Below are 24,713 nucleotides of genomic sequence, written 5' to 3'. Positions count from 1 at the left end.
CCCCCCCCCCCCCCCGCGTCGTGTCACCGACGAGGCACGCCTGCCAGCTCGAGTCGGCGACGATGCGCATGTCGTTGGGCCGTTCGGCCCGGAATCGACAATGTAGTCACCAGAGACTACATTGGGAGTATGAAAACCGTTGGCATCCGAGAACTCAAGGCACAGCTGAGCCGCGTGCTTCGCGACGTCGCCGCCGGCGACGTCTACCTCGTCACGGACCGTGGCCGCGTCGTGGCGGAACTACGCAGCCCCGACGCCAGCGAGCTCGCAGTGTCGCCGGAACAACGTGCACTCGCGCGCCTCGCGACCCAGGGCGCATTGCGGCTTGCCGAGCGGGCTGCATCGGCGTATCGGCGCTCGCCGCTCAAATCGCGCGCGGGACTCGCCAAGTCGCTGATTGCGGCGGATCGCGGTGAATGACGGTCGTCTACGCCGAATCGAGCGCGGTCTTGACATGGTTGCTCGGCGAACCGGGCCAGGATGCCGTCATTCGCGTGCTGGAGTCCGCCGAGAGCACGGTCACGTCGGCCATCACAGTAGTCGAATGTGCGCGCGCGCTCGTTCGCGCACGCCACACGCGGCGTATCACCGCCGCGGATGAAACTGCGGCGCTGCGACTGCTCGACGACACGTCACAGGCGTGGAACATCCTCGATGTCACCGACGATGTGATCGCGGCGGCGTGCCGGCGGTTCCCGCACGAGCCGGTGCGCAGCCTCGACGCATTACATCTGGCGAGTGCGATGACGCTCCGTGACGCGCTTGGCGCACTGCAAGTGGTCTCGCTCGACGATCGGGTGCGGCGCAATGCGGCGGCGTTGGGGATGATGGTGGGGCCGTAACGTATTCACGTCATCCCGAGCAAGCCCGCCCCTGAGCGTAGCGAAGGGGAAGGGGAGTCGAGGGATCCCCGTCCCGACGGAGGAGTCGTGTGCAAACTCATCCTCGGCACATGTTCGGTTGCCGAGTGGTATGCCGAGGGAATACTGTATGGCCATGCCTGCTGTTAGGACGGAGTGGGCGGTCGAGATGCTCGACGAGTTGCCCGACGACGGCAACCTCTACGAGCTCGCGGACGGAAAGCGCCCCACGTACCCGTTCGATCTGACGGATCTATTGCTCGCGGTCGAAGTGCTCTCGCCGAGCAATTCGAAATACGACTATCAGGCCAAGCGGCAGCTTTACCTGAACGGCGGCGTCGCCGAGTACTGGATCATCGATGCCGAAGCGCAAACGTTCGCACGCTGGCCCGGCACGGCCGATCCCGGCGCGCTGCTGACCGAGCGAATCGAATGGCAGCCGGATGGTTTGGACACGCCGCTCGTCATCGAGCTGCCCGAGTTTTTCGAGGACGCGCTGGGCTAGCGCTCGCCGGCTGCGCGGGCGGGCGGCTGATAACTGCCGACGTCCGCCTGAAACGTTATCGCGAGTCGATTCCAACCATTGATGGTGACGATCGCCATCGTGAGATTCACCAGCTCGGCATCCGTGAAGTGTTGTCGTGCCTCATTGTACACGTCGTCCGGCACGCCGCCGTGCGAGATGTTCGTGACCGCCTCCGCGAACGCAAGCGCCGCTCGTTCGCGCGGCGTGAAGAACGGCGTCTCGCGCCACACCGCGACGGCGTACAATCGCTGCTCGGTTTCGCCTTCGGCGCGCGCATCCTTGGTGTGCATGTCCACGCAGTACGCGCAGCCATTGATGTACGACGCCCGCAACTTCACGAGCTCGATCAGTGAGCGCTCGAGTCCGGATTCCTTCACGAACTTCTCGAGCGCCAACATCGCGTGGTAGGCCTGCGGCGCCGCCTGCGCGGCGTTGAGTCGTTGCGTCATTGTCCCTTCTTCTTTGGTGATGCCGCCGGACCCTCGAGCCGCTTGAGATCCGCCAGCGCCTTCGTCGCATCGTCGATCGCGTACCCGACGGCCTTCTGTTGATCGACCGTCGGTGCGCCGCTCCATCCCTCGATGGGACCGCGCTGCGCATTCATCGCCGTGAACGCGCGATCGATGCGGGTCCGCAGGGAATCGATCGTTAGAGAATCCGCATGAAGCGACCGGACGCGAATGCGCGCCTGTCCGAGTGTCTTGCTCCAGTCGTATATGCGCATGAGGATCGCCTGCCGCGTGGCGCGATCGGCCGCTGAGAACCTCGGCAGCGGATCCGCCTCGACGGCAACTCGGCCCGTGAGCGCCATGTCGATGCCCGGCACGTTGACTCGCACGTTGTACGAGCCCGGCATGACGAGTGGTCCGACCGGTGGTCCGCCGCGTCCTCCGCCTTCGCCCTCTCCGCCGCGCGCGAAGCCCACCGGCACCGCCGCCGGCGGTCCACCTCGGCCGCCGCCGCCACGTCCACCGCGGCCGCCGGCGCCGGGCACGTTCGTCGAATCCACCGGCGAGTCATAACGAAGATTCCACACCACGCGATTCATGCCCTTCGCGGCCGGTCCTTTGAGTTCTCTGATAACCTTCCCGCTCAGGTCGGTGACCGTGACCTGTGCCGGCCCGCTCGCGGCGTCGCGTAGATTGTACTCGATCACCGCGTCCCACTCGGGATTTGGCGCGAAGTGTTCGCCCTCGCCATACCACGCTTGCGGCGTGTGCGTGCTCATGAGGCGCGCGGCGTGGATCGGGAGCATCGTGGCGGTCGCGGTGCGCGCCTCTGCGTCCAGCCAGGCGAGCGGCGATACGTCGTCGAGCACCCAGATGCCGCGCCCGTGCGTGCCGATGACGAGCGCATTGTCGCGCTGCTGAAAGATCAGATCGTTCACCGGCACCGTCGGCAGATTCGTCGCGAGCGACGTCCAGGTCGCGCCGCCGTCGTTCGAGAAGTGCACGCCGCGCGCGTGGCCGATCACCAGCACGCGCGGATTCGTCGGATGCTCGCGGATGCGGTTGACCGACGTCTCCGGCAGCCCATTCGCGAGCGAGCGCCACGTCGCGCCGTAATCCTCGCTCACGTAGACATACGGCTTGTAATCATCCATGAAGTGTCCGTCGAATGTCGCATACACGCGGCCCGCCTTGTACTTCGACGGCAGCACCGCGCTCACGTACGTCTGTTCGGGCAAGCCCGTCACGTTCTTCGTGAGATTCGTCCACGTCTTCCCGCCGTCGCGGGTGAGCTGCAGCTGGCCGTCGTCGCTGCCGGTGTAGATCACCTTCGTATCGAGCGGCGACTCGCCGATCGTCGTCAGCGAGCCATAGCTCGTCTGACCGTCGTGGCGCGAGAGCGCGTTCGGTCCGACCACCGCACCCATCATCTTCAGCGTATCGCGATTGATGTCGAGCGTGAGATCGGGGCTGATCTTCTGCCAGCTCGATCCGCGATCGGTGCTCTTGAAGAGATACTGCGCGCCCATGAACCACACGCGCGGATCATGATGCGACACGACGATCGGCGTGTCCCAATTCCAGCGATAGCCTTTGCCCGGCGGCGGAGGAGGGATCTGCGGCCTGTCGCCCGAGCCCGGACGAACCGGTTGCCGCTCGAGCGTCGTGATGTTCACCCACGCCGCGTTGCCGTTCTGGCTGGATTGCAACACGAGGTTGTCGTTCGCGGGATCGAAGTGCGCGTGAAAGCCGTCGCCGCCGCCGATGTTCCACGCATCCCGGTCCGCGATCCCGTTGCGATCCCGCACCGCGCTCGGGGTGCACCACACGCCGTTGTCCTGGAGTCCGCCGCACACGCGAAACGGCACGCTGTTGTCGACGTCGACCTCGTAGAACTGGCCGATCGGCATGTTGCGGCGGAAATCCCACGTCGTGCCGCGATCCCACGAGATCGACACGCCGCCGTCGCCGGCGATGATCATGTGGTTACCGTCCGCCGGGTCGATCCACAGCGCATGATCCTCGCCGTGAACGTTACTGAAAAGCTCCGTGAACGCGTGTCCGCCGTCATTAGAGATGTAGAAACCGCGATTCGAGCCGAGCGTGTACACTCGGGCTTTGTCGGTGGGGTCGATGCGGATCTGCGAGAAATAGTTAGGTCGCGTGTTGAGGGACGACGTCCTGGTCCACGTGGCCCCGGCGTCGGTAGTGGCGTAAATGCCTTGCTCGCCGGCGCGAGCTTCGATCGTGGCGTACACGATGCGCGGGTCGGTCGCGTAGATCGCGAGCGCGATACGACCCTTGTCGTCCGACGGCAGCCCGGTCGTGAGCTTCGTCCAGTGCGCGCCGGCGTCCGTCGTCTTGTAGATCCCCGAGCCCGGTCCGCCACCGTTGAATCCCCAGGTACGCCGCTCTCGCTGATAGGTCGACGCATACAACGTTCGCGGATCGGCGGGATCGATCACGAGGTCGTTCGCGCCGGTGTTCTCGTCGACGAACAGCACCTTGCTCCACGTCCGCCCGCCATCAGAAGTCTTGAATACGCCACGCTCGGCATTCGGTCCCCAAAGGTGTCCCTGCGCCGCGACGTAGACGATGTTCGGATCCGTCGGATCGACGACGATGCGGCCGATGGACTTCGTGTCGCGCAGCCCGACGTTCGCCCATGTCTTGCCGCCGTCGGTGCTCTTGTAGACTCCGTCGCCCCAGCTGGAGCTCTGGCGGGTGTTCGCCTCGCCCGTGCCGGCAAAGACGGTCTGTGGCGATGAGGGGGCAACCGCGATCGCGCCGATGGACATCATCGCGTCGACCTTGTCGAAGACAGGCTGAAACGACACGCCGTTATTCGAGCTCTTGAATACTCCGCCGCTGGCGGTGGCGATGTAGATCGCATCGGGCTCGCCGGCGACGCGCGCGACCGCGATGTCGTCGATGCGTCCGCCGGTGTTCACCGGACCGATCGAGCGCCAGGTGACGGGAAATTGTGCCGTCAGAGAGAGCGGGGCCGCGAGGAGAATGGCCAGCGCGGTGCGAAGATGTCTGAGCATAGGCCACGGAAAAAGTCGGACGTACACGGACCGTCACGGAGACGGCGTCAACTGCAGTTGGTTTACGGATCTGGTCGGACGTGGTCTGATCTTGTCGTAGTTCGTTGCTTGTGTTGCACTAAATTTTCTAGGCGGGCAGACCTTTCCCTCTCGTCTCAATCGCCAGCGGCACGACCAGCACGCCCAGGCCAAACACTACCCCCGTCCACGCCACCGGCACTCCCAACGTCCCCATCCTCAACACCATCCCCGCGAGCAAAAAGTTGACGCCGGCTCCAACAAATCGCCCGACAGACGTCGTGAACGCAAACGCCGTCGCTCTCACCCGCGTGTCGTACTGCTCCGGCAACCACAAGCTGAACGCCGCGAAGTTCCCGCCGGCGAATCCCATGAAGAACAGAATCACGATGAACGGAACCAGTCCATGCTCCAGATAGAACGCCCAGCCGAACGCCAGCGGAATCGTGATCATCATCCCCACGAAGTACAATGCCAGCGTCAGCCTCCGCCCCCACCGCTCGGCCACCACCGGCAGGCAGATGCAGCCGAGTATCGTACCGACCGACAGGACGCCGGTGCCGACCGAGACCATTTTCGCCGCGCCGGCCGCCGTCATACCCGCCTTCTTCGCCAGCGTCACGATCGCCGTCGGCTCATAGACGGCGCCGGCCCACAGTCCGATGATCGCCACCGTCAGCAGCGCCGCATTGACCATAGTTCGCCGCCTATACTCGGCCCCGAAGATCTCGCGCAGTGGATGCGCGCGCTTGGCTTCGGTCTCGTGCGCCTTCCAGCGCGGCGATTCGCGGATATTAGAAAACGTGTATAATGAGACTATGACAGGCACGAAACCGCACAGGAACATCGCGCGCCAGCCGAAATGCGCGCCGACGGTGTAGTTGAGCGCGGCCGCGACGAAGAAGCCGAAGTAGTAGCCCGTCTGGAGATAGCCGGCGCCCATCGCACGCCGGTCCTCCGGCCACGCTTCGGCGACATAGGTTCCGGCCATCGACCATTCGCCGCCCACGCCGACACCGGCGAAAAAACGGAAGATGCCGAGTTGCCAGACGTTCGTCGAAAATGCGGCGAGGCCGGTGAAGATCGCGTACATCAGGATCGTCGCGGCGAGCGAGCGCGTGCGGCCGAACTTGTCGGCGATCGGTCCCCACACGAACGACGAACCCCAGCCTGCCAGAAACACCGCGAACAGAATCGAGCCGACGAACCCGATGTTCGCGGGCGACGCCGTCATGCCTGAACGCGGCAGCAATTCCGTCAACGCGGGTGCGAGAACCAGCGCGTAGATCACCGAATCCATGCCGTCGAGGAGCCAACCGCCCCATGCTGCCCAGAAGCCGGCGATCTGCTGGCGATTCAACGGCGTGCGGGCCCCGCCGCTCAGGATGACGTCCGCGGCAAGAGATGCTTCTGCACTTTGCCCAGCGCCGTCCGCGGCAGCGTCTCCAGACGCACGAAGCGGCGTGGCACCTTGAACGACGCGAGTTGTGTCCGGCATAGTCGTTCGAGCTCCGTCAAGTCGAGTGTGTCGTCGGCGCAGACGTACGCAATCGGAACTTCGCCGCGGACGTCGTCGGGCATGCCGACCACCGTTGCCTCGCGCACGCGCGGATCCTCGACCAATAATTCTTCTATCTCGCGAGGATAAATGTTGAAGCCGCCGCTGATGATGAGATCACCCTTGCGGCCGCGGAGCGTGTAGTAGCCGTCCGCCGTGCGGGTGCCGAGATCGCCGGTGCGAAACCAGCCATCGTGAAACGCCGCCGCGGTTGCGTCCGGACGCCGCCAATATCCGGAGAAGAGATGCGGCGACCGAATTTCGACTTCGCCAACCTCGTCGACGCCGAGCACGCTTCCATCTTCGCCGACGAGTCGCGCCGAGACGCCGGGCAGCGGCGTGCCGACGGAACCTGCACGACGTTCGCCGTCGTACGGATTGCTGACGATCATCAACGCCTCGCTCATCCCGTAACGCTCGACGATCGTGTGGCCGAAGCGCGCGCGAAATGCCTCGTGGACGTGCGCCGGCAGTGGCGCCGAGCCCGATACGAACAGACGGGCATCGCTCGCGATTGCCGCGGCTTGCGCGTCGGAGACGCATCGCTCGTCGAGCAATCGCACATAGATCGTCGGCACGCCAAAGACGACCGTCGGCTTGAACTCGGCGAGCAGAGCCGGTGTCGTGTGGTGATCGAAGCGCTCGAGCAATCGCATTCGGCAGCCGCTGATCAGCCAGCAGTGCAGACCGTTGCCGAGTCCGTGGACGTGAAAGAGCGGCAGCATCGCGACGTAGCGATCGGCTTCCGAGAAGCGCCACACCGTCGCGAGCGTGATGCCATTCGACGCGAGATTGTTGTGCGTCAGCACCGCGCCCTTCGCGGTGCCGGTCGTGCCCGATGTGTAGATGATGAGCGCCGGGTCGTCGCCGTCGATTGAAACGTCGGGGTGTGTCGCGGCGCGCATCCCCGCGCCGTCAGCGACGTCGTCGAGATACCAGATCGGCGCATCGCTCGGATACACCGCGTCCGAATCGCGTCGCACGATCACGCCCTTGGGTTCGGAGTCGGCGATGATGTGCCGCAGCTCGCGCTCGCGATACAACACGTTGATCGGCACGAGCACGATGCCGAGCCGCGTGCAGGCGAGGAAGATGTCGATGAACTCGACGGAATTCGGCAGATGGATGCACAGCCGATCGCCCTTCTCGAGCCCGCGCACCGTAAGTTCGTGCGCCATGCGGCTCGCGCGGGCGTCGAGCTCGCCGAAGGTGAGCGACGCGATCGAGCCATCGCCGGTCGCGTACTCCAATCCGACGCGGTCGGCCCGGCTGCGAAACGAGAAGGTGAAAAGTTCAGTGAGGTGCATCGGAGCCAAATTGCAGCTCGGCGGCGGGTCGTGCAACGCGTGCGAGCCGCTCCGCTTATTGTCATCCCGAGCGAAGGCGCGCAGCGGCTCCGCTTATTGTCATCCCGAGCGAAGGCGCGCAGCGCCGCAGTCGAGGGACCCCCGTCCCGGCGGAGGAGCTCTGACCAGCGCTCCGCTGAGCAAGGAGTCCTTCCCCGTCGCTTCGCCTAGGGTCAGGATGACAAAACGGTGCGCTCGAGGTGCCCAACTGGCTTATTCTTCACGTCATGCGGTCCCGTCACAGTTCTGCCGCATCCGCCCCCCTCATGCTGGAGCCGAGCGCCCACGCGTCCGGCCGGCGCGCGTTGGCCGACGCCGCGTGGTCCGACGCGCGACGACATCTCGAGACGGCGCTCGCGACCCGCGAATCCGCCGACGTCCTCGAGGATCTCGCGCTGGCCGCCTGGTGGCTCGACGATTCGAAGCTCGTCTTCGACTCACGCGAGCGCGCCTATTCACTCTATCGCGCCGCCGGCGATGCACTCGGCGCCGCGCGCGTCGCGATCTGGCTCGTCTGGGATTCGCTCGCGTTTCGCGGCGACTTCGCGGTCGCATCGGGCTGGCTCGAGCGCGCCCGATCGCTGCTCGCCGAGCACCAACGCAGCGTGGAGTATGGCTGGCTGCTCATTCGTGAAGGCGAAGTCGCGCTTTTTCGCGGGCACGATCCCAACGACGCAATCCGCCACGCGACCGCCGCCGCGCACCTCGGCCGTGAGCTGAGCGATCCAGGTGTCGAGTTCACCGCGCTTGCGCTCGAGGGATTGGCGCGCGTCAACATCGGTGACATATCCGGCGGTATGCGCCGGCTCGACGAAGCGACGATTGCCGCCACCGCGGGCGAGATGAGAGAGCTGCACGCCGTCGGTGTGGTGTGCTGCTGGCAAATCTTCGCGTGTGAACGCGTGCGCGACTACGATCGCGCCGCGCAGTGGTGCGCGCGGGTGCAGGAGTTCGCGCGGCGCTGGGGATCGAGCCCGCTCACGGCGACCTGTCGCACACAGTACGCGGGCGTGCTGATCTGGAGCGGCGAGTGGGCCGCCGCCGAGGACGAATTGACCGCGGCCGCGCGCGAGTTCGAGCGCGGGCAGCGTCCGTCGCTCGCCGCGCCGGCGTTTGCGCGACTTGGTGAGTTGCGACTGCGGCAAGGGAAACTCGACGAAGCCAAGCGGCTGTTCGAGCAGGCAGGCTCCGTCACGGCGGCGCGGATCGGCCTGGCCGAGGTGATGGTGGAGCAGGGCAACCCCGCCGAGGCCGTCGCGCTGCTCGAGCAATTGCTGAAACACCTCGGCGCCGTCGAATCGACGTTGCGGGCGACCGCCCTGGAAGTGTTGGTGCGTGCGTACGCCACGCTCGGGCAGACGGAAAACGCCGCGCCGTTCCTGGAGGAGCTCGAGCATATTGCGGAGCAGGCCGCCACCGATCCGCTGCGTGCGTCCGCCCTCGCGGCGCGCGCGGTCCTTCTGCGTGCGTTCGGCGAGCTGTCGCATTCAGAGAATTGTTATGAGCGCGCGATCGATCTCTTCGCGCGGAGCGGTGCGCCGTTCGAGACCGCGCGAGCGCGCGCGGGGCTCGCGGAGTTGTATGTATCGACGGGCCGCGAGGAATCCGCCGAGCGCGAGGCGCGCTTGGCGGCGGGTGCGTTCGAGGCGCTCGGGGCCGCTCGTGAGGCGAGCCGTGCGCAGGCGTTGTTGGAGTCGCTCGATGAAGCGCCGGTGAAAGGCAGGGCGGGGCTAACCGAACGCCAGATCGAGATCCTCCGTCTCGTCGCGAAGGGCATGAGCAACGGCGACATCGCCGCAAGACTGTCGCTGAGCGAGCACACGGTGAAGCGGCACGTTGCCAATTTGCTCATGAGGCTCGCGCTGCACTCGCGTGCCGCCGCTGCGGCCTACGCCGCCAAAGAGGGCTTGCTGTAGCGAGTGTACATGGCTCGAACGAGCCATGCGCGAGGATGTGGTGTTGTGGCTCGCCTGGGCGAAGCGCCCGCCTGCGACGACGCGTATCCTGCCTCGACCCGGGCGCTGTTGCCCACCACCGACCGAACTTTCTGGAGGCAGAACGTATGCGTATCCTCCGCATCACCGGCGTGTTGCTCGTCGCTCTGTGTGCATACACGGCGCGCGCCGCCGCGCAGTCCCCCGATCTCAAGTGGGGCCCGGCGCCCGCGATCTTCCCAGCCGGGGCGCGCATGGCCGTGCTCTCGGGCGATCCGAGCAAGAGCGAACTGTTCACCGTTCGTCTGGACATGCCCGACGGCTACACCATCGCGCCGCACTGGCACCCGACCGACGAGCATGTGACCGTCATTCGCGGCACGTTCCTCGTGGGCATGGGGGACAAGTTCGATCTCGGGAAGACGATGGCGTTACCGGCCGGCGGGTTCGTCACCGCGGGCGCGCGGATGAATCATTTCGCGCGGGCGAAGGGGCACACGATCGTGCAGGTGCATGCGATGGGGCCGTTCGCGCTCACGTACGTGAATCCTTCCGACGATCCCACGAAGAAGCTCGCGAAGCACTAGCATCGCCTCGCGAACAACTGCGACCACGGACTCAGGCGAACAACTGTGGATCAGTTGGAAGAAGCGTCAAAAATCAGTCAACGGCTGTTGACTGCAGTTCACGCCGTCTCCAACTGATCCGCTGTGGTCAGACTTATTCCGTGGTCGCTTTTTTTTTAGTTTCTTCCTGTGAGCTCGTTCGCGATTCGGTCTCCGCTGTACAACTTTCGCAGTGCCTCCACGATCGCCCTCGAGCTCACGCTCACCGACCTCGCGACATCATCTGTATAGATGAACCGGTTCGGCAGCGACTCGATGTTTCCGTCGAAGATGAGCCCGACGACTTCCGCATTCCTGTTGATCACCGGACTCCCCGAATTGCCTCCGATGATGTCGTTCGTCGAGACGAAATCCATCGGTGTCGTGAGATCGAGCTTGTCGCGTCCGTTCTTCCACCTGTCGGGCAGGTTGAACGGCGGCTTGTTATCGAAATCATTCGAGCGATCGTAGAGGCCGAACATCGTCGTCTTGTAGGGCGCCTCCGTGCCGTTGTACGGATAGCCTTCGACGAGGCCGTCGGTGATCCGGAGCGTGAACGTCGCATCCGGCGGCAGCGATGTACCGTATGCCGCGAAGATCGCCTGACCAATCTTTTCCGCGTTGGCCGACACGATCGCATCGAGCTTCGCTTGACGCTCCGCGAGCTTGCGGTTGGTCGGCTCGATGAGACGCGCGAGTTTGATCAGCGGATCGTTCGAGCTGGCGACCGCTGCCGAGCCGCCGTTGACGAGCGCCGCGCGCGTCGCCGGATTCGTCAGTGTCGTGTGCGCCACGAACGCCTCTGCGGCGCGCTCCGGATCTCCGTTGCCCATGTTCAGCGCGTATGACATGGCCGGATCGGTCGGCGGCAGCGCTTCTTTCCATGCCGCGAACGTCGCGGCGAGCACGCGGCGCTCGAATCCGGTATCGATCGGCGTCATGAGAGCTTGCTGCCGAATTCGCGCGAGGCCGGCGCCGCGATACTGCATCAGTCGCAGCGAGTCCGCGAGTGAGCCCTGCATCGGCAGGCGCACGATCCCGCCGGCGAGATTGAGCAGGGTCGATCCGCCGCCGAAGCTTTGCCACTGCAGGTTCTTCGCGAACGATGCCTCCTCCTTCAACGCGTTCGCGATCGCATCCCAGGCGCCGCCGTACTTGGCGCGCAGCGCCGGATCGGCGTTGATGCGCGCGCGGAAATCGCGCTCGAACGCCCGCTTGCGCGCCATGATCGACGAATCGAGCAATCCGGCGCGATAGCCCGTGACCGCCTTTTTAGAGTTCGCGTATGAGAAGATCGCGTTCTGATACATCCGCGCCGCGTTCGGCGACTGCGCGGACATCGTACGCCAGATATCGAGGAGACGGTCGTACGTCGCGAGGCTGTACGGATAGGTGACGTCGCGCAGGTAATCCATCTGCGCAACGGTGAGCAGCCGGCCCGTCGAACCGGGATTCCCGGTGACGAACACGAGATCGTTCTCGTTCGCGCCGTTCGCGCTCCACTTGAGATAGTCGTGCGGGTGCAGCGGCTGGCCGTTTTCGTACACGCGCAGGAGCGTGAGATCGAGATCGTAGCGCGGATAGGTGAAGTTGTCGGGATCGCCGCCGTAGAACGCGATGCCTTCCTCGGGCGCCATGACGAGCCTGATGTCCGTCCAGCGATGATACTTGTAGAGCGAGTACATCCCGCCCTGATAGAACGTGACGACCTCGCAGATGTCGGTCGGCTGCTGCTGACAGTCTTTTTGAATGCGGTCGATGGCCGCGTTGCGCTGCTCGACCTGTTGCGCCGCCGTCGCGGCGGTCACCGCGCGGCGAACGCGGTCGGTGACGTTGGTGATCGACTGCAGCTGGTCGGCGTACATGTTCGCGCACTTCTTCTCGTCGGTTTCGGCGCGCGCGGCGAAGCCCGTCTCGATGTAATTGCTGTCCGCCGTCGACGAGCCCGCGGTGCAATCGCGGCCGCAGTGATGATTCGTCATCACCAATCCCGCCGACGAGACGAACGATGCCGAGCATCCGGGGATGCGGATCGAGGAGAGTCGAACGTGATCGAGCCACGCCTGATCGGGCGTGAAGTTGTAGCGCGCTTTCCAGTACGCGAGCGGCGGCGACTCGAACGTCCACATCGTGCCGAACTCTTTCACCCAGCCCGCGGGTTGGGTGTCGCGCGGCGCCATTCGTGTTGTCGCGGGGCGCCGAGCCTGCGCGATGGTGCGCTGTGTAGGCGAAGTCAGCGCCAGGGCGATGAGCGTAACGAGCAAGAGACGCATGCGGCTGTCCTCGATGCTAGGTTCTTGTAAGGAAACTAGCATGTCGGCCTTTTGTGTCATCCCGAGCGAGCGGAGCGAGTCGGGGGGACCCCCGTCCCGGCGGAAGGGCCGTATGCAGCGCTCCGCCAAGAAGGGGATCCCTCGACTACGGCGCTCCGCGCCTTCGCTCGGGATGACAACCGAAACGGACCTACCGAGCTCCGCCGTTATTCCCCGTGCTGCCCCAGCAGCATCGAGATGTACCGCTCCATCCGCTCCTTGCCCATCGCGGTCTTCGCGCTCGCCAGATACCCGGCATAAATCGCGTCCCAATGCCCGGCCGCCTCGAGCGCCGCGCGATCCCATCGCGCGCTGTCGTGCGCCTTTTGCGCCGCCTGGAATTCCGGAATCAACGCGCGAATCGAATCGCGCTGCGCCACGAGAATCGGCCGCACGTCGGGGCGCTGCTCGAGATTCCGAAAGATCGCTGTCGTGTCCGTCACTTCAGCGAGTGCGAGCCCAGCCTTCCGGACGCGCATGCTGAACGCCGCATCGTGCATGCGCAATGAATCCGGCGCATCGAGTCCCGCCGCCCAGAACGGAAGATTCGGATTCGTACCCGCGAACGGACCATCAGGCGACGGCACGAACCACACGTGCAGCATCACGAGCCGCTGTCCCGGCGGCGCGAGATCCGGATGCTCATGCCAACCCGGCGCACCGTCGAACAACTTCGGCGGCGACGAATCGTTCACCGCGGTCATGTACGCGAACGCCGCACCGACGAGCGAATCTTTTCCGGCGATGCGCGAGAACATCACGTTGCTCGGGTCGCCGAGCGTGCTTTGTTCGCTCTTGACCATGCGGTTCATCGCGACGTAGTGCACGCCCATCGTCGGAATCCAGCCGAACACCGGGCGAAAGCCCGCGGCGGTCGCGGCCGTGGGCGCCGCGAGTCGCGCCGCGGCTAACGCGACGCTGTCGATCTGCCGCTTCGCCGTCGCGCTGAGCGGCGCATTCGAGTGGTGATGCATGTCCATGCCCGGCATGTCTGGATGCTGAGCGGACAGCGGCGTCGCGAGGGCCGACGCTACGAAAACCGTGCAGAGTACGTTGCGCATGAGGAAGGGGTTGTCTGCATATACTATATATCCGCGTTCCACCCTTTACCACGGCGGTCGCTCTCATGTTCCTTGTCATCGCCTGCATTCTCTTCGTCCTGTGGCTGCTTGCCGTCGTCGCGTTCCGCATGACGAAGGGCATCATCCATCTCGTGCTACTGATCGCGATCATCGCGGTCGTCATTCACTTCGTCCGCGGCCGGCATTGATGCGCCGTCCAGATCTGGTCAGACGATGTCTGACGTTGTCGTTGTCAGGGTTATTGTCGCGCGGTAGTGGCTTCGTGTTCGTCGTCGCACTAGCCGCGTGCACCCGGGCGACACCGGCACCGACTCCTTCGGCGCGGACGATCGGCTCCGCCGTGGTCCCGATCCCACAGACCGTAGACATCGCAAGCCGGGACAGCTTCCTCGTCACCCCGCGCACCGTCGTCTACATCGACGCAAACGCGAGTCCCGAGATCCAGGCGATCGGCGACTACACCGCCAACCTCCTGGCAAGCCGCGCCGGCGCGACAGCGCAGCGCCTTTCAACCGCCAACGCCCCCGACTCGAGCGTCACGCTCTCCCTCGACGCTTCACGCACGAGTCTCGGTGCCGAGGGATACGAGCTCACCGCGACGCGCACTGGCGTTCACATCGTCGCCGCACAACCGGCCGGCGTGTTCTACGGCGTGCAAACGCTGCGACAGTTGCTGCCGGTTTCCGTCGAGCATCAGGCATCGTATACGCGACGCCTGATCATGCCCGCCGCGCACGTCGTCGACGTTCCGCGCTTCGCGTGGCGCGGCGGCATGCTCGACGTCTCGCGACATTTTCTCCCGGCCGCCGACGTCAAGCGATTCGTCGATCTCTACGCGCTCTACAAGTTGAATCGCCTGCACCTGCATCTCTCCGACGACCAGGGCTGGCGCATCGAGATCAAGAGCTGGCCGCGGCTCACGGAGTTGAGCGGCCACACCGCGATCGGCGACGAACCCGCGGGTTTCTACACGCAAGCCGAGTACGCGGACATCGTGGCGTACGCGCGGTCGCGATACATCACCGTCGTCCCCGAGATCGACATGCCGGGCCACATCAACTCGGCACTGCTCGCCTATCCCGATCTCAAGTGCGATCGCGTCGCACCGCCGCCGTTCACGCGCGTCGGCGGCCCGCCGAACTCGCTGTGCGTGACGCGCGACAGCATCTACGGCTTCGTCGCCGACGTCGTGCGCGAGATCTCTTCTGCCGCGCCAACGCCGTATTTCCATATCGGCGGCGACGAAGTCCGCGGGATGTCGAAGGAGGATTACGCATCATTCGTCACGCACGTACAGCAAATCGTGACGAGCATCGGACCGCGCATGGTCGGCTGGGGCGAGATCGCGCCGGTGAACATCTCGCCGACGACGATCGTGCAGCACTGGACGAATGATTCCGTCGTCGTACATGCGCGGCGGGGCGGACAGATCATCATGTCCCCCGGGCCGCACGCGTACCTCGACATGAAGTACGACAGCAGCTCGTCGCTCGGGCTGCAGTGGGCAGGGCTCATCAACTTGCAGCGCGCCTACGATTGGGATCCGGCGACGCTCGTGCCTGGCGTCGCCGAGTCGTCGGTGCTTGGCGTGGAAGGTCCGTTGTGGGCGGAAACATTGTTGACGCGCCAGGACTATGAGTACATGGCGTTCCCGAGGCTGGCCGCGCTGGCCGAGCTGGGGTGGTCGCCGGCGAGCAAGTTGAATTGGAATGATTTCCGCGCGCGCATGGCGGTGCAGGGTGCGCGGCTGGCGGCGATGGGCGTCAACTTCGCGCGGGTGCCGGGGGTGGATTGGAAGTGGTGAAAAGCGATCGACTTCCCTTCGCTACGCTCAGGGTCGCTCGGGATGACAAACGTGCCGCGCCCCCGCTCAGTGACAATTAGAGGACACGGAATATGGATCATCTAATTCAAGATATCAAATACTCCCTGCGCCTCTTCCGGCAGCAGCGCGGCTTCACGTTCGCGGCCGTCGCCGCGTTGGCGCTCGGCATCGGCGCCACGACCGCGGTCTTCACCGTCGTCGATGCCGTGCTCCTCAGGCCATTTCCGTTCCCCGATCCCGATCGGATCGTGATCTTCGAGAACTCCAGTCCGCGCGGCAACGGGACGGCATCATCGCCCGCCAAGTTCGTGCACTACGAGCGGCAGACCGACGTCGTGCAGGACATCGCCGCGTTTCGTACCGGTCTCGCGAACTACACCGGCGGCGACGTTCCTGAACAACTGCGTGCGGGTCAGGTGAGCGCGAATTACTTCCGCCTGTTTGGCGCGACACCCGTTGTCGGTCGCACATTTTCGCCGGATGAAGACAAGCCGAACGGACCACACGTCGCGGTGTTGTCGTACGGGTGGTGGGTGCGCCGCTTCGCGTCCGATCCGGGCATCGTCGGCAAAACGATCTCACTCAGTGGCGAACCGTACACCGTCATCGGGGTGATCGGCAAAGGCTTCGACCCTTCGGATTTCGGCGAGCAGTCCGACGTATGGACGCCGTTCCAGCTCGATCCGAACTCGACGGATCAAGGCCACTACTTCACGACCGCCGGCCGCCTCAAGCCGGGTGTCTCGCTCGTCCAGGCGCAGGGACGCGTGAAGGCGTCGGCCGCTGATTTCCGCCAGCGCTTTCCAGACGCGCTGGACAAAAATGAGGGATTCACCGTCGAAACATTGCAGCAGATCTTCGTGCGCGGGTCGAAGACGCTGCTCACCGTACTGCTCGCCGCGGTCGGCGGCGTCTTGCTCATCGCGTGCGCGAACGTCGCCAATCTGCTCCTCGTTCGCTCGACGGTACGCAAGCGCGAGATGGTCATTCGCGCGGCGATCGGCGCCGACCGCCGGCGCATCGTCGCGCAGCTCATGACCGAGAGTGTGCTGCTCGCCATCTTCGGCGGCGCGGTCGGATTACTCCTCGGTGTCATGGGTATTCGCTGGCTGCTGTCGATCAACACTGCAGGCTTGCCGCGATTGGGCGACAACGGCGCGCTCGTTCATCTGGATTGGCGCGTACTCGCGTTCACGAGCGCGGTATCGATCGGCACCGGATTGCTCTTCGGTGTCGTGCCCGCGCTGCACGCGTCGCGCGCCGATCTCGTCGGTGCGTTGCGCGAAGGCGGCGGTGCCGCGGGCGGCGCTCGCAACAACGGGCTTCGCTCGACGCTCGTTGTCCTCGAGATCGCGTTGGCGCTGGCGCTCGTGATTGGATCGGCGCTGCTCATCCGCACGTCGCTCGCGCTGCGTGCCGTGCCGTCGGGCCTCGACGTCACCAACGTGCTGACGATGCGCATGGCGTTCACCGGAAAACAATACGAGTCGGCGACCGCCGTCGATCAGGCCATTCGCGACGGCGTCGAACGGCTGCGCGCGATTCCCGGCGTCTTGAGCGCGAGTGCCTCGTGCTGCCTGCCGTTCGAAGGCGGCTATGGATTGCCGTTCAAGGTCGTCGGCCGCCCGCTCGACAACGGGCCGTGGCATGGCAACGCTGAATGGGTGACGGTGTCGCCAGGCTACTTCGACGTGTTCAAGATTCCCGTACTCAAGGGCCGAGCGTTCACGGATCAGGATACGAAGGGAACGACGCCGGTGATCATGATCAACGAAGCGATGGCCAAGCAGTATTGGAAGAAAGGCAATCCGCTCGACGATCGGCTCGTCGCGGGCCGCGGCATCATGAAGGAGTTCGCCGATGAGCCGGATCGCCAGATCATCGGCGTCGTCGCCGACAGTCGCGACGACGGGTTGAATCAGGATCCGAGCCCGAAGATGTTCACCGTGCAGGCGCAGACGACCGACGGTGTGAACGCGCTCAACATGCGCCTCTCGGCCCAGGCGTGGGTGATTCGCACGAAGGTGCCGCCCATGTCGCTCAACGCGGCGATCCAGGCGCAGCTTCGCCAGGCGACGGGCCTCCCGGTCTCCGACGTGAGGACGATGGAGCAGGTGGTGTCGACGTCGACGTCACGCACCCGTTTTAATACAATCCTCATGGCGATCTTCGCGAGCTCGGCGCTGGTGCTGGCGGCGATCGGCATTTATGGCGTCATGGCGTACGCGGTACAGCAGCGTACGCGCGAGATCGGTGTCCGCCTCGCCCTCGGCGCGGAGCCGAGCGCGGTGAGGACGATGGTGGTGTTTCAGGGCATGCGTCTCGCGGCCGTTGGTTTGGTGCTCGGCATTCTCGGCGCGCTCATGTTGTCGCGGTACATGAGCAGTCTGTTATTCGGCGTACAGGCGCACGATCCGTTGGTGTTTGTGGGCGTGCCGGTGTTGCTGGCGATCGTGGCGCTGGTGGCCGTGTGGGTGCCGGCGGGGCGGGCGAGTCGGATCGATCCGTTGGGGGCTCTCCGGTCGACTTGACGAAATCTGACTGGTGCTAAACAGCGCTATCACCACGACAAGAACAGACAAAATCTGACCAGATCTGGACGGCCTTGCAGCGTCCGGGCGCGATAACGGTGGTCGTCTCAACAGATCTTGTCAGATGTTGTCAGATCTGGTCGTAGCGCGATTTGTGTTCCGACACCGAGATCTTTACTCGGATCTTGTCGAGCCCAACAGCCGGGAATCTCAGAGGGCCCTATAGTATTTCAAGATGTCGCTCATCTGACCCGAGGAACAACCAACCATGCCCACGACCACCGCCAACGCATCCACCGTCACCGTTCGCTCACCGGACAAACCGAAGAACGACGCTCCGCTGCGCGTAACCAGTAGTTCGTTCACCGAAGGCGGCGACATTCCGCTCGACTTCGTCTTCACCGGGTGCGGCGGCAAGAACAAATCGCCGCAACTCGCCTGGAGCGGAGCACCCGAGGGAACCAAGAGCTACGCGATCACGTGCTTCGATCCCGATGCGCCCACCGGCTCGGGCTTCTGGCACTGGGTCGCGTTCGATATTCCAGGCAACGTCACGTCGATCGATTCCAGCGACGGCAAAGACGCGCCGAAGGGCGGTAAGAGCGCCACGTCGGACTACGGTATGACCGGCTACGGCGGTCCATGTCCTCCGAAGGGCGACGGCAAGCATCGCTACATCTTCACGGTGTACGCGCTCGACGTCGACAAGGTCGACGGCGCCGGCGACAAGGCGCACGGCGCGACGTTGATCTTCATGATGCGCGGGCACGTGCTGGCGACAGGAAAGCTCGAGGCGAAGTTCGGGCACTAGCTGTCATTCCGAGCGCATGCGAGGAATCTGGCGTCCGGACCGAGTGACAGGTCTCTCTATCGGGATGCTAGATCCCTCGCTCCGCTCGGGATGACGCTCTTTCGCCCACACGCCCACACGCCCGCTACTTCACAACCGGCAACTCCACAAAACTCGCCTGCCCCGCCGTGTGATACACGCGCATCGTCGCCTTCTGATAGTCGCCCGGCTTCGCCCAGAAAATATTCGGCACGAACGTCTGCGGATTGCGATCGTAGAGCGGGAACCAGCTCGACTGCACCTGCACCATGATGCGATGCCCCGGCAGGAACACGTGGTCCGCGTTCGGCAGCGCGAAGCGATACGTGAGCGGCACGTTCGGCGCGATCGCCTTCGGCGTCTCGAAGCTCTCGCGATAGCGGCCGCGGAAGATGTCCATCGCGATCGGCAGTTGATATCCGCCCATCGCCGGCTGCCCCGCGACCTCGTCGGGATACACGTCGATCAACTTCACGACCCAGTCGGCATCAGTGCCTGTCGTCGACGCAATCAGATTCGCGATCGGCGGTCCCGCGATGTGCACCGGCTGCGTGAGCACGTCTGACTCGAACGCCAGCACATCCGGCCGGCCCGACTGCTCGCGCTGATCGTCGACGAGCCACTCGGGCCACGTGAGCGGCAAATCATATCCGATCGGCTGCGCCGGACGCCGACGGAAGGGAACCGGCTTCGCGGGATCGGACACGTACTCGTCGAACGCCGCGCCGCCCGAAGGCGAGTTGAAGCCCACTTTCAGTCCCGGCTCGAGATATAACGGCGTCGGCTTCGATTCCGGCGGCGGCCACGCGTTCATTCGCCGCCACTCGTTCGTGCCGGTCTCGAACACCGTGACGGGTGCCACGTTCGCCCTCGGCGCGTTGTTCTGTAAATACTGATTCAAAAATGGTAACAACATGTCCCGCATGAACGTGCGCGAAGTGTTGCTGTCCCACCGCAGCGCCCCCAGCGTGCTCCCGTCGTCGATCTCCTGGCCGTGATGCCACGGACCCATGACCAGAAACACCTTGTCGTTGTTCACGTCCTTGGGCTCGATCGCCCGATACACCGCCTGCGCGCCGTAAATGTCTTCCTGATCCCACAGGCTGTGCACGATCATCACCGGCACGCTCAGCGGCAGACGCCCGAGGATCTTGTCCATGGCTTGTTCCTGCCACCACGAATCGTACGACGGATGCTCCAGCACCTTCTTCCAGAAGCCCACCTGCTCGAGCCCGCGCTCGCGACCCAGCTCGCCCGCCGAACCCGCGCGCATGAAGACGTCCCAGTCGTCGAAGGCGGTGGTCCACCACTTCGCGCTGTTGTCGCGCATCGCCTCCTGCTCGTAGATGTACGGCATGTTCTGTTCGCGGAACGCGCCGTTGTGGAACCAGTCGTCGCCCATCCAGCCGTCGACCATCGGGTTCATCGGGATCGACACCTTGAGCGCCGGGTGCGGGTTGATGATCGCCATCAACGGCTCGAACCCGTCATATGAGATCCCTAATTCCCCCACCCGGCCGTTCGACTCCGGAACGTTCTTGACCAGCCAGTCGATCGAGTCGTAGGTGTCCGTCGATTCATCCACCTTGGTCGGATTGAGCGGCCCGACCAATGGGCGATTCATCACGAAGTCGCCCTCGGAGCCGTACTTGCCGCGAACGTCCTGCACGACGCGGATGTACCCGCCGCCGATGATGACGTCGACCGCGTTGTCGTAGCCTTGCAGACTCGACGCGAGATGCGCGCTCTGTGTGTGCGTCGTGAGCGCGGTGGCGTCGTACGGCGTGCGCGTCAACAGAATCGGCGCGTTGCGAGCTCCCTTCGGAACCAGAATGACGGTGTGGAGCTTCACTCCGTCGCGCATCGGGATCATCACGTCGCGGCGCTCATAGTCGAACCCGGCGTTCGTCGCCTTCACGGTCGCCGGCGTCTCGCTCGGCAGGGTCGGCACTTGCGCATGAACGCCGCGAGCGGCGGTTGCGGCGGCGAGCAGCGCGGCAGCTATACGTACACTACGTACACGCATTGCGATTCCTGGCAGTTTGGATGCTTCAAAGTGGTGGCGCGGGGTGGGTCCTCGCCAGATTTCGATCATACCTGACCGTTTCGCCATGACCGCGCTCACCGACCGGCTGCACCTCCTTCATCCCATCATCCAGGCGCCCATGGGCGGCGCGAGCGCGACACCGCCCGCGCTCGTCGGCGCCGTGAGCAGCGCGCGAGCGCTCGGCTCGATCGGCGCGGCGTACATGCCGCCCGAGCAGATCGCGCGCGAGGCGGCGGCCATTCGCGAGCTGACGCAGCGGCCATTCGCGATCAACCTCTTTGCGCCGGTCGACGCGCCGCCGCCGCCGGCGCCGAGCGAGTTGGAACCCGCCCTCAAACAGCTTTCGGTGTATCACCGCGAGCTCGGCATCGATCCGCCGACTGGGCCGACGCCGCCAACGTTCGCGTTCGAGGAGCAGCTCGTTGCCGCGCTCGCGACCGAGGCGAGCGTGTTCAGCTTCACGTTCGGGCTGCTGCCCGAGCAGGCGATGCGCGCCCTCAAATCGCGCGGCGTCTTCGTCATCGGCACCGCGACGACGGTGCAGGAAGCGATTCTCATCGAACGCAGCGGCGCCGATGCCGTGGTCGCTCAGGGCAGCGAGGCCGGCGCGCATCGGGGCACGTTCGCCGGTTCGTTCGAGTCCTCGATGATCGGTACGATGGCGCTCGTCCCGCAGATCGTGCAGGCGGCGCGCATTCCGGTGATCGCGTCGGGCGGCATCATGACCGGCCGGGGCATCGCCGCCGCGCTCGCGCTCGGCGCCGCGGCAGTGCAGATGGGCACCGCCTTTCTGACGACGCGCGAATGCGGTATCGCCGAGTCGTACAAGCGAGCGATTCTCACGGCGCCCGAGGATTCGACGCGCGTCACGCGCGCCTTCTCCGGCCGCCCGGCGCGGGGCATCGTCAATCGCGCGATGACGGAGCTCGAGGATGCCCCCGGGGCGATATTAGCATATCCTCACCAGAATTCTCTGACGCGACCGATGCGCGTCGCGGCGGCCCAGCGGGATCGCGCCGAGTTTCTGTCGTTGTGGGCGGGGCAGGGCGTACGCCTGGCGCGAAGGATCGGCGCCGCCGAGCTGATCCGGCAGCTGACGGAAGAGATGCGCTAGCCTGTCATTCCTCGCCGTCGGCTCGGGATGACAGGGGCCGCTCGGGCCGACGACCGCCACAAAACTTTCGTAGCACGGCGCTTCACGAGCACCTGATTTGCCTTTGGGTGCGTCATGTCGATTCGCATCTCCACGCTCCGGCGCGGTGCGCACCTCGCGTGCGCCGCCCTCATCATGGCTGCGTCCGCCTGCGGGTCCGGCGGCGGCAGCGGCAACAACGGCGTCGTTCCGCCAACCACGCCAACGCCGCCGTCGTCGGTGCTGTCGAGCATCAACGTCACGCTCAGCGCGGCGACGCTGCAACTCGGACAGACCGCAACGGCCACCGCAACGGGTCTGGATCAAAACGGTGCGGCTACGACATTGAGCGACGTCACCTGGGCCTCGAGCAACACCAGCGTCGCTACGGTGAGCGCGAGCGGCACGATCACCGCGACGGGCGCGGGCACCGCGGTGATCACGGCATCGTCCGGCGGCAAGACCGGCAGCGCGACGATCACCGTCATCGTCGGACCGACGATATCGGGCGTGATCATCACACTTTCCGCATCGACGGCCATTCAGGGCCAGAAGGTACAGGCCAGTGCCGCCGCGATCGACCAGACCGGCGCGACCATCCCGAGCGGCGGCGTAACGTGGTCGTCGTCGAACACGGTCGTCGCGACGATCGATTCGACCGGCGTCATTACCGCGCTCTCGCCGGGCACGACGACCATTACCGGCCGCATCGATGGTCACTCCGGACAAGCCACGTTCACGGTAACGACGGTGCCCGTCGCGAGCGTGTCGATTTCGCCGGCGAACGTGTCGCTCAATATCGGCGGCACGCAATTGATGAGCGTCACGGTTCGTGACGCGAGCGGCAACACGCTCACTGGCCGCCAGGTCACGTGGTCCAGCTCCGATCCGACGAAGGCGAGCGTGTCGCCAACAGGGACGGTGCAAGCGATAGCCGCCGGCACGACAACGATCGTCGCCACCAGTGAAGGCAAGTCCGCGTCGGCGACCGTGACCGTCACCGCGCCCGCTCCCACGCAACCTGCCACGCCGTCCTGCACGCCTGCCTCGGCGCTGCAACCGGCGCTCGGCGACGTCCGCACGTTGACCGCGGCGCAGGTCGCGGCGCTCTGCGTCAGCGGCGGCGGATCGGCGGCGGAGTTCGCGCTGATTCCGTTCAATCATTCGAGCCTCGCGTCGACGACGACGCAGATCGAGCTGTCGTCGACCGGAACGGTTGCCGTGACCGCATCGCCGAGCCTCGTGCCGTCCAGCGTACTGCGTGCGACGGGCCTTCGCCCCGCGACGATTCGCAGCGTCGAGCCGGCGTTCCGCGCGCGGGAGCTGCGCGACATCGGTTCGTTGCGCGCACGTGGCCGCATGCCGCGCGCGTTCATCACGGGCGTGCCATCGACCCCGTCGCTTGGCAGCGTCGTCTCACTCAACGCGAACGTCAGCGGCAACACCTGCAGCGATCCCAAGACTCTGCATCAGGCGCGCGTCGTCGCGGTGACGACGCACGCGATCGTGTTCCTCGACACCCAGGCGCCGGCCGGCGGTTACAGCGATGCCGAGCTCGCCGCGTTCGCGGCAACGTTCGACACGCTGGGCTTTGCGCTCGACACGACGAACTTCGGCGCGCCGACCGACATCGACGGCAACGGACGCCTTGGCATCTTCTTCACGACGGGCGTCAATCAGATTCCCGGACCGGTCGGCGGCGTGATCGGCGGTCTCTTCGCGGCGCGCGATCTCTTTCCGGCGACGACCGGCGGCTGCACCGCGAGCAACGAAGGCGAGATGTTCTACATGCCGGTGCCCGATCCGAACAGCACGATCAACGGCAACTACACGAACAAGTCATTCGTGGCGAGTCTCGTCGAGCCGACGCTCGTGCACGAGTTCCAGCATCTGATCAACGCGGGCCGGCGTATTTACGTGAACAACGCCGCTTCGCTCGAGGAAGTCTGGCTCAACGAGGGCCTTAGTCATATCGCCGAAGAGTTGTTGTACTTCCATCAGGCGGGCAACGGCCCATTGCAGAACATCGATCTCCCGCGCCTGCAATCGAGCCAGGCGCAGGTGACCGCATTCAACAATGATGAATCGCAAAACTTCGGGCGATTCAGCACGTACCTGAGCGCCACCGCGGCGAATTCGCCGTACTCGCTGATGGATGGTCTCGCCATGCGCGGCGCCATCTGGTCGCTTCTGCGCTACTCGGCCGATCAGAAGGGTGGTAATCAACGCAACACGTGGTTCGCGCTCGTCAACAGCACGACGAGTGGCGAAGCGAACTTCAACGCGGTGTTCGGCGACATCGTGACGAACACGCGCAACTGGTCGGTGGCGAATTTCCTGGATGACATCGGCTTCGCGGTGCCCGCGCAGTACACGCAGCCGAGCTGGAATTTCCGGAGCATTTATCCGGGACTGTCGACGAAGAAGTTTCCGCTCGTGACGAATCCGCTGGTTGCGGGCACGCCGGCGACGATCACGATCGTCGGCGGTGGTGCGGCGTACGTGCGCTTTGGCGTCGGCGCGGGTGCGGCCGCGAGTGTCGCGGCGACGTCGCAAGGGCAGGCGGTGCCGCCGAACATGGACTTCATGCTGGTGCGGACGAAGTGACGACG

At 65.0% G+C, this 24,713-nt stretch carries 18 protein-coding genes; 11 read left to right on the top strand and 7 right to left on the bottom strand.

Annotation, left to right across the window (positions count from 1 at the left end; genetic code table 11):
- Nucleotides 1-129: 129 nt before the first annotated feature.
- The 3 genes from VN706_10560 to VN706_10550 all read left to right on the top strand — a co-directional run bounded on the left by VN706_10560 (nt 130) and on the right by VN706_10550 (nt 1,365).
- Entirely contained in the window at nt 130-420 is a 291-nt protein-coding gene (locus VN706_10560; GenBank protein HXT16060.1) for a type II toxin-antitoxin system prevent-host-death family antitoxin, read from the top strand.
- Entirely contained in the window at nt 417-842 is a 426-nt protein-coding gene (locus VN706_10555; protein HXT16059.1) for a type II toxin-antitoxin system VapC family toxin, read from the top strand. The genes VN706_10560 and VN706_10555 overlap by 4 nt, the downstream gene beginning before the upstream one ends.
- Before the next feature lie 154 nt (nt 843-996).
- Nucleotides 997-1,365, top strand: coding sequence for a Uma2 family endonuclease (locus VN706_10550; protein ID HXT16058.1), 369 nt, complete (start codon nt 997-999; stop codon nt 1,363-1,365).
- Here VN706_10550 and VN706_10545 read toward each other — a convergent pair.
- From VN706_10545 to VN706_10530, 4 genes are all read right to left on the bottom strand, one after another.
- Nucleotides 1,362-1,835 carry a carboxymuconolactone decarboxylase family protein gene (locus tag VN706_10545; GenBank protein HXT16057.1) on the bottom strand — a complete coding sequence of 158 codons (474 nt, stop codon included), beginning with the start codon at nt 1,833-1,835 and terminating at the stop codon, nt 1,362-1,364. The two genes, VN706_10550 and VN706_10545, sit on opposite strands and share 4 nt — an antisense overlap.
- Nucleotides 1,832-4,882, bottom strand: a complete 3,051-nt coding sequence (locus VN706_10540) for a hypothetical protein (protein ID HXT16056.1) — start codon at nt 4,880-4,882, stop codon at nt 1,832-1,834. The genes VN706_10545 and VN706_10540 overlap by 4 nt, the downstream gene beginning before the upstream one ends.
- Nucleotides 4,883-5,009: 127 nt before the next feature.
- A complete protein-coding gene (locus tag VN706_10535) occupies nt 5,010-6,260 on the bottom strand; it encodes an MFS transporter (GenBank protein HXT16055.1) in 1,251 nt (416 codons plus the stop codon).
- Nucleotides 6,261-6,280: 20 nt separating this feature from the next.
- A complete protein-coding gene (locus VN706_10530) occupies nt 6,281-7,765 on the bottom strand; it encodes an AMP-binding protein (GenBank protein HXT16054.1) in 1,485 nt (494 codons plus the stop codon).
- 266 nt (nt 7,766-8,031) lie between these two features.
- Here VN706_10530 and VN706_10525 point away from each other — a divergent pair, with 266 nt between their 5' ends.
- Nucleotides 8,032-9,720, top strand: a complete 1,689-nt coding sequence (locus VN706_10525; protein HXT16053.1) for a LuxR C-terminal-related transcriptional regulator — start codon at nt 8,032-8,034, stop codon at nt 9,718-9,720.
- Between the two features lie 146 nt (nt 9,721-9,866).
- A complete protein-coding gene (locus VN706_10520; protein ID HXT16052.1) occupies nt 9,867-10,325 on the top strand; it encodes a cupin domain-containing protein in 459 nt (152 codons plus the stop codon).
- Nucleotides 10,326-10,480: 155 nt separating this feature from the next.
- On the opposite strand, the gene VN706_10515 is transcribed toward VN706_10520, so the two are convergent.
- A complete protein-coding gene (locus VN706_10515) occupies nt 10,481-12,616 on the bottom strand; it encodes a S46 family peptidase (GenBank protein ID HXT16051.1) in 2,136 nt (711 codons plus the stop codon).
- 206 nt (nt 12,617-12,822) lie between these two features.
- Nucleotides 12,823-13,644 carry a hypothetical protein gene (locus tag VN706_10510; protein ID HXT16050.1) on the bottom strand — a complete coding sequence of 274 codons (822 nt, stop codon included), beginning with the start codon at nt 13,642-13,644 and terminating at the stop codon, nt 12,823-12,825.
- Nucleotides 13,645-13,781: 137 nt separating this feature from the next.
- Here VN706_10510 and VN706_10505 point away from each other — a divergent pair, with 137 nt between their 5' ends.
- The 4 genes from VN706_10505 to VN706_10490 all read left to right on the top strand — a co-directional run bounded on the left by VN706_10505 (nt 13,782) and on the right by VN706_10490 (nt 18,904).
- A complete protein-coding gene (locus tag VN706_10505) occupies nt 13,782-13,925 on the top strand; it encodes a lmo0937 family membrane protein (GenBank protein HXT16049.1) in 144 nt (47 codons plus the stop codon).
- A gap of 74 nt (nt 13,926-13,999) precedes the next feature.
- Nucleotides 14,000-15,541: a family 20 glycosylhydrolase gene (locus tag VN706_10500; protein ID HXT16048.1), complete on the top strand. Its 1,542-nt coding sequence runs from the start codon at nt 14,000-14,002 to the stop codon at nt 15,539-15,541.
- A 92-nt stretch (nt 15,542-15,633) separates the two neighbouring features.
- A complete protein-coding gene (locus tag VN706_10495) occupies nt 15,634-18,093 on the top strand; it encodes an ABC transporter permease (protein HXT16047.1) in 2,460 nt (819 codons plus the stop codon).
- A 268-nt stretch (nt 18,094-18,361) separates the two neighbouring features.
- Nucleotides 18,362-18,904, top strand: a complete 543-nt coding sequence (locus tag VN706_10490; GenBank protein ID HXT16046.1) for a YbhB/YbcL family Raf kinase inhibitor-like protein — start codon at nt 18,362-18,364, stop codon at nt 18,902-18,904.
- A gap of 124 nt (nt 18,905-19,028) precedes the next feature.
- Here VN706_10490 and VN706_10485 read toward each other — a convergent pair whose 3' ends face one another.
- Entirely contained in the window at nt 19,029-20,948 is a 1,920-nt protein-coding gene (locus VN706_10485; protein HXT16045.1) for a CocE/NonD family hydrolase, read from the bottom strand.
- A gap of 85 nt (nt 20,949-21,033) precedes the next feature.
- Here VN706_10485 and VN706_10480 point away from each other — a divergent pair, with 85 nt between their 5' ends.
- Both VN706_10480 and VN706_10475 read left to right on the top strand, forming a co-directional pair.
- Nucleotides 21,034-22,083 (top strand): nitronate monooxygenase, encoded by a 1,050-nt coding sequence (locus tag VN706_10480; protein ID HXT16044.1) that lies wholly within the window; start codon nt 21,034-21,036, stop codon nt 22,081-22,083.
- A 114-nt stretch (nt 22,084-22,197) separates the two neighbouring features.
- Nucleotides 22,198-24,708, top strand: a complete 2,511-nt coding sequence (locus tag VN706_10475) for an Ig-like domain-containing protein (GenBank protein ID HXT16043.1) — start codon at nt 22,198-22,200, stop codon at nt 24,706-24,708.
- Nucleotides 24,709-24,713: the final 5 nt, after the last annotated feature.

It is taken from the genome of Gemmatimonadaceae bacterium (genome assembly GCA_035606695.1).
Taxonomy (GTDB): Bacteria; Gemmatimonadota; Gemmatimonadetes; order Gemmatimonadales; family Gemmatimonadaceae; genus JAQBQB01.
This window is presented reverse-complemented; position numbering and strand designations above follow the sequence as displayed.